The sequence below is a fragment of the Vibrio gigantis genome (genome assembly GCF_024347515.1).
Taxonomy (GTDB): domain Bacteria; phylum Pseudomonadota; class Gammaproteobacteria; order Enterobacterales; family Vibrionaceae; genus Vibrio; species Vibrio gigantis.
In genome coordinates, this window is sequence record NZ_AP025493.1 from 398,097 (window position 1) to 409,888 (window position 11,792).

Sequence of the window (11,792 nt, forward strand, 5' to 3'; positions counted from 1 at the left end):
CATGTGGTGTTTTCATGTGCATTTCACATTCAACGACTAAAGTTCTAAGTAACTATTATTAAGAAGTAAACATGTGAAACCACTAAAACGATATCAATATGAGCGCTATGCCGTTCTTTGTAATCTAGCCTACCCTAGAGTGTTTAAACAAACTCGCTATGGGTTTGATCCCAATGGACAGCGCATCATAAAGAACCAATTTGGAAAAACCATGATTCGAGTGTTGTGGAGCAGCGACAAAGATGAAGTGGTTGTGGTTATCAAAGGATCACACAGCATCTCAGACTGGTTACTTACCTTTGCTCTATGGACAAGAAGTTGCAAAAGAATTTCGCTCAATTACCGCGTGCACGCGGGTTTCTATCATTTAATATTTCAAGAAAGCCAGCCAAGTCGCAATGAAGATCAGCTTGGCTTAACCGTTATCGAACGCTTGGAAGCCACGCTCACACCTCTCATAGAACAAGGAAAAAGAGTGTCTATTACTGGCCACTCTTCCGGTGGCGCTATCGGTTGTGTCTTCGCTGATTACTTTGCTCAAAAGTACCCAGGCTGTATTAAGCGAATAGTGACTTTTGGCCAACCTGCCGTTGGTGACTGGAATTTTCGAAAGCACTATCGCTTGAGCAAGAAAACCTACCGTATTTGTTGTGACATCGACATCGTGACCTTCATGCCACCCGTACCTTTACTGTATTGGCATGTGGGAAAAGTGCTTTGGCTCTACAACGGTAGAATCTATGAGAATACTCCAACGTTTGTTCGCCTTGGACGCTCTATTGTTAGCTGGTTGATAAGACCTTTCTCTTACCACTTGATGAGCAAGTATATACGCAATAAGGATTTCTTCGACAAGAGGTAACGGTATAAATATGTTACACGATTCTAATCGCCTTCATTGCTTAGCAGTTAATCGAAGCATAATAGATATCTGACTGAGTAGTAAACTCAAACATGAATTGATATGTCTTTCCATTACTGTCAGATACTGAGATCGTCAGCTGATCCGGCTGACTGGTGAGTTGGAGGGGATTTGATGAGTACCAAGTGCGATATACTCCATCGTGTAAGTACTTCGACGTTAAAGTCAGTGACTTAGTTTCATCGCTCAAGTGAACGTCGTTACTTAATACGGCATTTAATATTAAATGATCATTGTCCTGGGGAGATTCTAATCCAAAGTTCACTATCAATGTCTTTTCAGACGCAAGGCTAGGATAAACTCGTACTGTAATATCCCCAGCAGTCTGCTCAAGAGCGTCATATTTCGCTTTATGATAACCACACCCTGAACTTGCTGTCTCTACTTGTCCAATCTGTACAATGGGCTTGTAATAGTCTCTCGTTGTAGGGTATAGAACGCATCCGTTTAAGATGGCTATCAATGATACTGTGACGAGTTTTCTGAACATTCGCTATTCCTTTTCTTAATTACTCTACAATTATGAACGGTGTTTTATTGTAATGCTCGATTTAATTACACACGCTTACAACCGCTCAATTTTGAGTCACACGATAACGTGAAGATAATAAGGGACTGACTCAGAAGTTTGAGATAGACAAGATGAATTAACGGAAGCTCAGAAACGAAAAAACCAGCCACTAGGGCTGGTTTTTTCTGAATGATGGAGGCGCCTCCCGGAGTCGAACCGAGGTCCACGGATTTGCAATCCGCTGCATAGCCACTCTGCCAAGGCGCCTTCAATAGTGTTTTAAGAGAACTACTCTGTTGATTACTACCAAACAAGGTATCAATCAAATAGATGGTGCCCCGGGCCGGACTTGAACCGGCACAACGCGAACGTCGAGGGATTTTAAATCCCTTGTGTCTACCAATTCCACCACCAGGGCACGCAATTCTTTATTGCGATGCCGATTACTGAAAAGTAAAACACCATCTTAATGTCGAAACGAATCAACATTACAAAATTTGGAGCGATACATCGGGTTCGAACCGATGACCTCAACCTTGGCAAGGTTGCGCTCTACCAACTGAGCTAGTATCGCATTTTCATTCATCTTCTTTCTAAAATGAAAGAGAGAATGGAGGCGCCTCCCGGAGTCGAACCGAGGTCCACGGATTTGCAATCCGCTGCATAGCCACTCTGCCAAGGCGCCTTTTTAATTCAACACTTTAGGGACTTAAGTAAGCCACAGCGCTGTGTTCGGGTGCCTACTTTACGGATTGACGAGAGATAGTCAAACAAAAAAGTGAATTTAAATTCCGTTTGCTGACATTTAAATCAAATTGCTGCATGTTCGATCTCTTCAGTCAAAAAACACACAGCAAAATCGATTAAATTAAGATGTATTGGTGTTACCATTTCTTCATGAAACGACCAACCAAACTTGGATGATATGCCCAACAATGGTCAAACATAGTCATGAGTTGAGGGTTGCCGTATTTAGATAAACTCACTGCATGGAAACGGTTTTTGTGTTCTTTCAGCTTTTCTACTTGAGCAATCATTTCATCAGATTGTTTTGGTGCTATGAAATCAGAAAGTACGATCAAATCTGCGTTCTTGTACTTATCGCCCGTCATCAGCTCAATAGATTTCATCAAAACAGGTTCTAGATCCGTACCACCGTGAAATGAGTAGCTAAGAAAATCACTTGCTTCACGTAGGCCATCTTGTCGAGTTAATTCATAGGTAATCTGTTCAGAAGAGAACAGAATTACGTAGCAGTCTCTTTCTTCCGCTAGAGCAATTTGCATTAAGGCATAAGCCATTGCTTTAGCAGACTGCTCTGGAAAACCACTCATAGAGCCAGAAGCGTCCACACAGACGATAAACGGGCCCTTTTCAATATCAACGTTCTTACTATCCGGTTTTTGAGCCTTAACTTTACGTAACGTACGGGATTTACCTTGAGAGCGGTAACTAAGTAAACGCTTATCAGCCAAATGCTTGTAGAAGATAACCTCAAGTTCAGGGTACGCCAAAAACATGGTTTCGTTTGGAAGCATTTTGTTTAGATCATCACTTTCATGAATCCCAACAATATCATCAACCGCTTCATCGCTTTTCTCTTCAACCATCTGTAGTTCTTCTACAGGCGCTTTGTTCAAAGAAGGATCGTCTTCCATCCCCGCCATACGACCGAGTTTTTCAGCAATTTCTTGTAAGCCTTTGTGCTTGTTCAAAAACTCCGCATGACGTTTCATCACGGTTAGATCAGTTTTACTCAACTTAGCCGAAGCCATGTCCCACAATCGGCCTACACTACCTTCATCACCCGATTCCGTCACTTTGTCCATGTTTTTCATGGTTTCCATGCGCTGATACAGATCGGCTAGTACTTTTTCTTTACTTGTTTCAAGTTCGGTTACTTGAGCTTGTTTTATCGCATCAGAAAGTGATTGGTACCATTGGTCGCAAAAGTAGTGTGGAAACATCGCGTTATAAACGCCTTTGTTGTTTTCCATAAGACGTCTAGCTTGTAGGTAGAACGCTGAGTGCCACTCCAATTTTTTGATGACACTGTCAATCTCATCAAAAAACTGTGGTTCATCCCAGTAGATAACTTCTTGGTAAAGCGCGATTTCCTCTTGGAATCGATCGGTTTCACACACTTTAGTGACGCGTTTTTTTACTTTACCGCGCCATTTAACTAAGTGGTTTTTCACTGATGTTTTCACACCTTTATTCTCAGCCGCCATCATGACCTGAGAGCGAGCGATGAGATCATTCATCGCTGTATCAATAATTCCTGAATCAGCCACCATCAAAGCGAGGTTTAAGCCGTCTGCTCCTAACATATGCTCCCCTCTTACTCGAAGTACTGGCTCATGAACTTAATGCGCTGAGCGATCTTGCTACTCTTCACTTTAGTTGTTTCAAGATCTTGCGTTACCGCTTGCAAGCTTGCTTCCATCGCTTTTGGCAAGTCAGGGTCAATATAGTTATGAGGCAACGCATCATGGAATTCAGTACGAACGCGTTTTAACTTAAATTCCGCTTCAGTTAACTGCTCCAGCGCTCTTTCAGCGCCACTTAACCACTTGTTATACAGTTCTTGATCCAAACCATCTGTGGTAACCACGCTCACCAAGACGGAGCGATTGGCGATGTCTTTAATCACTAGTTGGTTTGATGCATCCAAGTCGAGTTTTAAACGGCATAGGTTTTTATTTTCGTTTACATAACCGTAAATATCACCGTGCCCTTCTTTAAGAACACGATCAAAATCGTCTTTGGCTACGTATACCCAACGACTATCGCCTTTCTCAGATTCAGACACCGACATGTTGCTTTGCAGCATTACCAGCTTCACTAAGTTGTAAGCACTGCCCACGCTGTACATTTTCGCGTTTTTGATATCATTTTGGTAAACGTCTTTACGCAGCAAGCCGCTGGTTGACTCCATAGAAAGCGATACAGACAACGTTGATTCAACATCATCTTGAATCTCTTCTAACTCTTCACGAGACATTTCAATTTGCGCTTTTGACTCTTGCTGATCAAACGCTCGGTTCAACGCAAAGTCTTTCACCACGCTACGAACCACGTCGCGTGATTCAGGGCTATGCCACAAACAATCTTGAAGAAGCATAATATCTAACGGATTCACGCTATCGCGACCACTGAAGAATGCACTTGCCTTCAACAGCTTAACCGCCTTCTTCCAGCGTCTGTCTGATACGTACAAATCGGACTCTGATGCGGAGCCTTGCTTTTTAACCGTCTCTTCAAGCATCGTTTTCAATTCATATAGCTTGTTAAACGAGTTATCCGTTAATTCCAGCTTATCGAGTTCTTTCTGCCATTGATGATATTCAATATCCGTAATTGCCAAACCTTTTGGAATCACCGCCTCTTGAGAAGTACCCGTCGTCAGCATAGATTTGAAGTTTTGTTTGTTTTGAATACGGTTTACAAACACGCGAACCAACATACGGTCATAAAGAGCTTCTAGGCCACTGTCTTCGTCTGGAAGTTCGTTAGATGCAGAAACCAACAAGCGCATTGGAACACGCTCTATGTCACTACCGTTTTTGAAGGTTTTTTCGTTAACCACAGTTAGAAGTGTATTTAGGATTGCAGGGCCTGCTTTCCAAATCTCATCAAGGAACACAACTTGCGCTGTTGGCAGGTAGCCTTCGGTCAGTCTTACATAACGACCGTTGTCTTTTAATTCTTGGATACTTAGCGGGCCGAACACTTCCTCAGGAGTAGAGAAACGCGTCATCAAATATTCGAAATAGCTACTATTGTCAAAAGCTTGAATGAGACGTTTAGCGATAAGGCTTTTTGCAATACCCGGAGGGCCTAATAGAAACACACTTTCGCCGGCCAGGGCAGCCAGTAAACAGAGCTTAATCGTGTCTTCTCTTTCATAGACACCATCAGAGAGAGCATGCGCTAATTTGTTGATTCTTTCAGAGAGTAGCGCCTTGTCAGCATGTGAGGAAATAGAAGGGTTCATGCGTTACTCCGAAAATCTTTGAACAGTTGAGAGTGTAGATATGTTTTTATACATTTGTTAGCACTTTGTTACAAGTGTATTTTATTATTGAGTTGCATTTATATCAGATGGTTACGTCGGTAATTTTGGCGTAATCATAGATTCCAAATATGAGAGTAACATCACGAACGGTGTGAAACTAAATCCATTATTAAGCCTAATTTTTCTTTTATTTTCGACACCATAGACGTTATGGTGGTGTACGTCTTCAGTTATACGAAAAATTGGCAAGGAATGTGGCCAGACTGCATGAATAAAGTTATCCATCAATGGAAAAGTATTTCTCTCATAGAAGAGAACGTGACGCTCCCTACGAACGTCGTGGTAAAACATACAACAATACACCACCCTGGTGCGGCAGTTATTCTTCCTATCACTTCGTCTGGAAAAATCATCCTCATTAACCAGTTTCGCCCTTCTCTTAAAAAATGGCTCCTAGAGCTGCCCGCAGGCACGGTCGAAGTCGACGAAACTCCTCTTCAATGTGCTCAGCGAGAGTTAGAAGAAGAAACCGGTTACAGTGCAACTTCTTTTCAGAGTTTAGGGCAAGTCACGCCTTTGGCCGGTTTCTGCGATGAGATTCAGCATTTGTTCGTCGCAAAAGACTTAAGCCTCACTACCCGCTTTGAATGTGATGAAGATGAAGTCATAGAAGTGATCGAACTGAGCTTAGAAGAGCTGCAAGATAAAATACGACACGATCAAATCACCGATACAAAAACTATCGCTTGTTTAAGTAAAGCCCAACTCTGCGGCTACCTATAACACTCTAGGAGAGAAACATGGACTTTCGTTCTGATACCGTAACTAAACCCTCACAAGCTATGCGCGATGTAATGGCAAACGCAGAAGTCGGTGATGATGTATATGGTGATGACCCAACCGTAAACGAGCTTGAGCAGTGGGCTGCCAATGAAGCAGGGTTTGAAGCCGCTATGTTTACCTCTTCAGGTACGCAAGCCAATTTACTTGGACTAATGGCGCATTGTGAACGTGGTGATGAGTACCTTTGTGGCCAGCAAGCGCACAACTACAAATACGAAGCTGGCGGCGCAGCTGTCTTGGGCTCGATTCAACCTCAACCAATCGAAAATAACCCAGATGGCACTCTTGATTTCAAAAAGCTTGCTGCTGCTATTAAGCCTGACGACAGCCACTTCGCTCGCACTAAACTCCTAAGCTTAGAAAACACGATTAACGGCAAAGTACTGCCAATGTCTTACCTAGCGGAAGCTCGTGATTTCGTAAACCAACACGGTTTACAAATGCACCTAGATGGCGCACGAGTATATAACGCAGCAGTGGCACTAGACGTGCACATCAAAGAGATCGCACAACACTTCGATTCGATGACGATTTGTTTATCAAAAGGTTTGGGGGCTCCGATTGGTTCTCTGCTACTTGGTAGTAAAGAGTATATAACTAAAGCACGTCGACTACGTAAAATGGTCGGAGGCGGCATGCGCCAAGCAGGCATCCTTGCTGCAGCAGGTAAAATGGCGCTGACTGAGAACGTTGCTCAACTTAAAGCCGACCATGAGAACGCGAAAAATTTAGCCATTGGCCTAAGCAAGCTTAAGGGCTTCTCGGTTAACCCCGATTTCATTCAAACGAACATTGTATTTGCTAAGTTAGATGAGTCTGTTGATATCAACCGCATCGCACGAGAGCTAGGTAAACAAGGTATTACTATGTCTCCAGGCAACCCAGTGCGCTTTGTGACTCACCGTGACATTAGCGCAGAAGATATCTCTCGATTTTTAACTGAGTTAGATAAAGTGCTTTAAAGCTAAAAAAAACACCCGCTGATAGCAATTAATACTTGAGCTTCCCCTAAGGGGAAGCTTTATACTTTTGTTTTCACAGGAGTATATACGTGAACAACAAGTCCATAATCTTACTAACTACTTCCCTCTCTTTTACACTTCACGCAGGCGACTTTGGTGATCCAGAACTTGGTAAGCTGAAATCCCCGAGCTGTGTCTTTTGTCATTCAGTCGCTGGCGACAACACGAATCAAAACTATCCAGACCTTAAAGGGCAAGATCCACTCTATTTGTTCAACGCTATGAAAATGTATAAGAACGACCAACGTGAAGGTGCCTATGCCGATATGATGAAGGCTCAATTAAGTCGACTTTCCGAACAGGATATAAAAGATATTGCTGCCTATTACGCGTCACTATCCAAGTAGCGAACTATCCCATACCGAGAGTGAATAAATTAAACCCACCACCTTTTGTTAATTACACTGCCTGCTACGTTCGCTAGATATATAAATTAGAGATATTCAATAGATGAGTGTTATTTTCCTTCATACCTATCTGCAGTTACTATGAATAAATCATTCCCCTATAGATTTTTTCATGGAAAAAGAACTTAACATTGGTCGTGAAACTAACTGGCTAAGTAACTACCCTAGCGATCAAAGATCTTACCTTGCGCAGGTTTACGTTAGCGTAATGAACGTAGACTTAGAACAACTAATGGGCCCAAAGCCTGAACGCACAACCACCTTACAAGTCATACATCGTATAAAAGGTGGCCTTTCATCAATTGGGCATTTTTCACTAGAGCAACAAATTAAAGCGGAAGAGACAGCATTGCAATTAGGCAATAATAGTGTCGAAGAAACAAACCTCAACACTATTAAATTAATTTCACATAGCGTTAATGTAGTTAAGGATTGGCTAGAAATTAATAACGTAGGAAATTAATTGGATCGATGTAGGGCTTTTCCTATTTTAATTCAATTTCAATTTTAGCTATTTCCATTTTGTTACAATTAACTAAATTTGGTGAACAGTTAAAATAATGAATAAAGATATTAAGAAATATACGGTATTGGTTGCAGACGACTCTCGTCTGGTTACAAGTAGTGTAACCACAATCTTGCGTCAAATCGGCTTTGAGTCCATATCTTATGCATACAAACCTTTCGACGTGATCCACCAATGCCGTCAGAACGCGTTTGATATTATTATCTGTGACTATAACTTCCAAACCCAATTGACTGGCTATCAGCTTTTGGAAGAGCTCAAGCATGCTCGAATCTTAAAGTCGACCACGGTTTTTATGTTCCTCACGGGCGAGAATGATTACAACGTCGTGCGCTCAATCGTGGACTCTGATCCTGACGACTACCTACTTAAGCCGTTTAATAAACAGTTCTTTATCAAACGGATATTTTCAGCCCTCAATCGAAAATTTATCCTTGCACCAATCTTTGACAAGTTAACTGAATTCGATTTCGCAGGTGTTGTACGCGAGTGTGATGAGCTCCAGCCATTTCACCCTGAATACTCAAAGATTATCCGAAAATACAAAGCCTCTGCGTTATTGAAAAGTAAACAATTTAATAAAGCTCAGGAGGAGTATAAAAGCCTTCTCGAAGAAGATGACTTAGATTGGATCAAAACAGGTCTTGCTAGTACGCTCATTGAAACAGACCAAGTGGAAGAAGCAAAAGAGATACTCAGCCTAGTTAAATCAAAGAAAAATAACCCCTACTTTCATGACGAAATGTCGAACATCTACTCGATTGGAGACGACCTACCCAACGCGATCGATCACTTGAAACAGTCAGCGATGCTACTGGATGCGGGCGCGCACCGAGAATTGGTGATAGCAAATTTGTCTATCGCCGCAGAGGCGTATCAAGACGCGTTCACATATATGAAAAGATATTACGAAAAGAACATTCATACATTTCGTGGTGGATTTTATACCAAGATTAACTTCATGCGTACTTTCCTATACAAACAACCACTTGGTGGCTCAATAAATCTCTTTGAAAGGCAGCTTGCTTCGTACAATTCTATTCTCAACGATATTGGCAAAACGCCGGAGCTTATTCTGCAGGATAAATTGATTTCTGCCCACATAGCATTGATCAAAGGCGACCTAAAGACGGCAACACTGAGTATAAAACAAGCGTTGAATTATACTTCTGATTTCCACTTTTATGACTTCTACCACCTGTGCTTCTTATTAGAACAGTGCTCTTTCTTGAGCGAAACGCCAACATTCGTCAAAAGGTTGGAAGACAGCATTAATCGAGACCAACATCCAAGTATTATTCGTAGCCAAATCCATATGCTTAATGGTTTTAAAGAACGTCTGCAAACCTCACAGCAGCACTTGAGTAATATCCGTAAAGAGATGGTTTTAATGAAATCGTCAGATCGTTTAACGAAAGACAAGCACCTTGATTATTATTTAGACATTCACGACCTTTTGCCACACTCAAAAAAGACCTGTTTAGCAATAATCAAGCTTTCAGCTCTGCTCAGCACGCCCTATGAAGGCAAGCATGATATTCGTATCAAAATAAACAAATGCAATGACGTATTGGTTAACTTACACACAAAAGAAGAGCTAGACAGTATAAAGTACAATCAAATCTTGTATAAAGCCCGTGGTAGAGCCACCTATTAATGACACTAGTTTTAGGAGAGCAATAAAGTAAACGCTCTTAAACAACCTGATTTTCAAAATATTAAAATGTCATTTTCACCCTAACTACTTTGTTTTTACATAGAATTATTGCTTATCACAATCTCAAAACTCAAAGAGACAGGATGTCACACAGCAATATTTTAGGTGACTTATGAAAAATCTGAACGTTCTAATCATAGATGAACAACCGCTTTATCGTGAAGCCCTTACCGAGTTGGTGATGGACTCGTTAAAGGTTGAAGATCTGCATAAAACCACCGATACCGATAAGATTTTGAAGCTAGTAAAAAATCAGAACATTGACTTGATTGTTCTTGATGTGACCTTAGCAAACAACGATGGTATGAACCTCGCTAAAATAATCAAAGCACACGGTTATGAAGGCAAGTTGCTGTTTGTTTCTTCATTAGATAGCTCAAGCTTGTCAGAGGCAGCTCAGTCATTAGGTGCCAACGGGTTCCTGAGTAAGAGCGAAAGCCATGAATCCATTCACTTCGCCCTATCTAGCATTATGAAAGGTTATTCGTTGTTCAAATCAGACCAAAAGAGCAATGGCAAGAACACAAAGCTCTCTAACAAAGAAGCGATCGTGTATCAGTATCTAATTCAAGGACACTCGAACAAACTTATTTCAGAAAAACTGTCTCTAAGTGCCAAAACTATCAGCACCTATAAAACACGTATCCTAAGCAAGTACAGAGCCAATTCAATCGTCGAACTGGTTCAACTGAACTATACACTCTAGCCTCTTAGCTCGCTTTAACTTAACTTGGCTGAAATGACTGACCGTTCATCAGTTGCAGCGCTATGATCTATCTATCTATCTATCTAGTTATCTAGTTATCTAGTTATCTAGTTATCCTAATTTAAGTACTTCTCCATAACATCAATGAGCAATCGATGTAGCGCGTTATTACGGTGAGTTTGCTTGATGTAAGCCGCGATTTTGGGGCGACCTGTCGCATAGTAAGATTCTGGTATTTCAATCGATTTAAAACCTTCAATCGAACGACCAAAATTCATCATTATGGTGGCACATCTTCGACGTTTTAACAGTCCAAGCAACAGCCCTACATCTCCAACGGTGACCTTAGATTCAATTTCAAATCCTTTCTTCTCTAAAATCATTCGCACCACTTGCTTGGAGCCCTTCCAACCTTTGAGTTCTAAGAAAATAAAAGGCAAAGACAATGCTGTTTCTAACGAGTCTGCTTCCATGTCATCAGGAAGCACGATGCCGACTGGCAGTGAACCAACAGGTAGCTGATAGATACTCTTCGGACAATCTTCATTAAAATTGTGCATATACACGTCCACATTACCATCTAAGATGCTTTCTATCGGCCGATCACTGGGGCTCACGATACTAATAGGCGCGTTCGGAAAAAGTTCAAACAGGTCATTCAATATCAGTTCACCCAGAAAATATTGTGCAACTTGGGGCATCGAGATAGTGATGGGTTTGTCATAAGTTAGTGGGTCAAAAGCACTCGTTCCCATACAAGATTCAAGGCTGTCTAATCCAGCTTGAATGACAGGAAGCTGTTTCCTCAGAAAATCTGTACTTTCAAAATGGTGTGCATGTCGAATAAACAACTCATCACCAAGCTGTTCTCTTAAGCGAGCCAAATACTTACTGATAGAAGCCTCGCTCTTGCCAAGAATCTTAGCCACTGGCTTAAGTTGTTGGTGTTTATCCAACAACACCAAGATACGTAGAAGATTTAGATCTAAATCTTTATTCACATCAATAACCCTTCATCGTAAATTCATAAACTTAGCTAACATGTACACGTTAGTATCTAAGTTTAGTCAATACAAGGGAGCGAGGCATTGCTGACGCTATCCTTTCCACCAGCCGCTAG

10 protein-coding genes and 4 tRNA genes are annotated in these 11,792 nt (G+C 41.5%); 7 read left to right on the top strand and 7 right to left on the bottom strand.

Going from position 1 to position 11,792, the window contains the following annotated elements; all coding sequences use genetic code 11:
- Positions 1–73: 73 nt before the first annotated feature.
- On the top strand, positions 74–862 hold the full coding sequence (locus OCV56_RS17880) for a lipase family protein (protein ID WP_086714095.1): 789 nt from the start codon (positions 74–76) through the stop codon (positions 860–862).
- A 764-nt stretch (positions 863–1,626) separates the two neighbouring features.
- Here the strand turns inward: OCV56_RS17880 and OCV56_RS17885 are convergent.
- The 6 genes from OCV56_RS17885 to OCV56_RS17910 form a co-directional block, all read right to left on the bottom strand.
- Positions 1,627–1,700, bottom strand: a tRNA-Cys gene (locus OCV56_RS17885).
- Positions 1,701–1,764: 64 nt separating this feature from the next.
- Positions 1,765–1,851, bottom strand: a tRNA-Leu gene (locus OCV56_RS17890).
- A gap of 80 nt (positions 1,852–1,931) precedes the next feature.
- Positions 1,932–2,007 (bottom strand) — tRNA-Gly (locus OCV56_RS17895).
- 37 nt (positions 2,008–2,044) lie between these two features.
- Positions 2,045–2,118 (bottom strand) — tRNA-Cys (locus OCV56_RS17900).
- 199 nt (positions 2,119–2,317) lie between these two features.
- The gene (viaA, locus tag OCV56_RS17905) at positions 2,318–3,763 is read right to left on the bottom strand and encodes an ATPase RavA stimulator ViaA (RefSeq protein ID WP_086714097.1); all 1,446 of its coding nucleotides are present in this window, start codon (positions 3,761–3,763) and stop codon (positions 2,318–2,320) included.
- Between the two features lie 11 nt (positions 3,764–3,774).
- Positions 3,775–5,430 (bottom strand): ATPase RavA domain-containing protein, encoded by a 1,656-nt coding sequence (locus tag OCV56_RS17910; RefSeq protein WP_050634205.1) that lies wholly within the window; start codon positions 5,428–5,430, stop codon positions 3,775–3,777.
- Positions 5,431–5,718: 288 nt separating this feature from the next.
- On the opposite strand from OCV56_RS17910, the gene OCV56_RS17915 reads away from it, so the two are divergent.
- From OCV56_RS17915 to OCV56_RS17940, 6 genes are all read left to right on the top strand, one after another.
- The gene (locus tag OCV56_RS17915) at positions 5,719–6,234 is read left to right on the top strand and encodes an NUDIX hydrolase (protein WP_086714098.1); all 516 of its coding nucleotides are present in this window, start codon (positions 5,719–5,721) and stop codon (positions 6,232–6,234) included.
- A 17-nt stretch (positions 6,235–6,251) separates the two neighbouring features.
- Positions 6,252–7,256: a low-specificity L-threonine aldolase gene (ltaE, locus tag OCV56_RS17920; RefSeq protein WP_086714099.1), complete on the top strand. Its 1,005-nt coding sequence runs from the start codon at positions 6,252–6,254 to the stop codon at positions 7,254–7,256.
- Between the two features lie 89 nt (positions 7,257–7,345).
- On the top strand, positions 7,346–7,663 hold the full coding sequence (locus OCV56_RS17925) for a c-type cytochrome (RefSeq protein ID WP_086714100.1): 318 nt from the start codon (positions 7,346–7,348) through the stop codon (positions 7,661–7,663).
- 172 nt (positions 7,664–7,835) lie between these two features.
- Positions 7,836–8,186, top strand: a complete 351-nt coding sequence (locus OCV56_RS17930) for a hypothetical protein (RefSeq protein WP_086714101.1) — start codon at positions 7,836–7,838, stop codon at positions 8,184–8,186.
- 97 nt (positions 8,187–8,283) lie between these two features.
- Complete coding sequence (locus OCV56_RS17935) at positions 8,284–9,906, top strand: response regulator (protein WP_086714102.1); 1,623 nt, start codon at positions 8,284–8,286, stop codon at positions 9,904–9,906.
- A gap of 172 nt (positions 9,907–10,078) precedes the next feature.
- On the top strand, positions 10,079–10,672 hold the full coding sequence (locus OCV56_RS17940; protein WP_086714103.1) for a response regulator transcription factor: 594 nt from the start codon (positions 10,079–10,081) through the stop codon (positions 10,670–10,672).
- A 116-nt stretch (positions 10,673–10,788) separates the two neighbouring features.
- On the opposite strand, the gene OCV56_RS17945 is transcribed toward OCV56_RS17940, so the two are convergent.
- Positions 10,789–11,673, bottom strand: a complete 885-nt coding sequence (locus OCV56_RS17945) for a LysR family transcriptional regulator (protein WP_086714104.1) — start codon at positions 11,671–11,673, stop codon at positions 10,789–10,791.
- Positions 11,674–11,792 lie beyond the last annotated feature (119 nt).

Coding starts and splice junctions, on each gene's coding strand:
- OCV56_RS17915 (WP_086714098.1), top strand. CDS start 5,719: ATGAATAAAGTTATCCATCAATGGAAAAGTATTTCTCTCATAGAAGAG.
- OCV56_RS17940 (WP_086714103.1), top strand. CDS start 10,079: ATGAAAAATCTGAACGTTCTAATCATAGATGAACAACCGCTTTATCGT.
- OCV56_RS17910 (WP_050634205.1), bottom strand. CDS start 5,430: ATGAACCCTTCTATTTCCTCACATGCTGACAAGGCGCTACTCTCTGAA.
- OCV56_RS17935 (WP_086714102.1), top strand. CDS start 8,284: ATGAATAAAGATATTAAGAAATATACGGTATTGGTTGCAGACGACTCT.
- viaA (WP_086714097.1), bottom strand. CDS start 3,763: ATGTTAGGAGCAGACGGCTTAAACCTCGCTTTGATGGTGGCTGATTCA.
- OCV56_RS17930 (WP_086714101.1), top strand. CDS start 7,836: ATGGAAAAAGAACTTAACATTGGTCGTGAAACTAACTGGCTAAGTAAC.
- ltaE (WP_086714099.1), top strand. CDS start 6,252: ATGGACTTTCGTTCTGATACCGTAACTAAACCCTCACAAGCTATGCGC.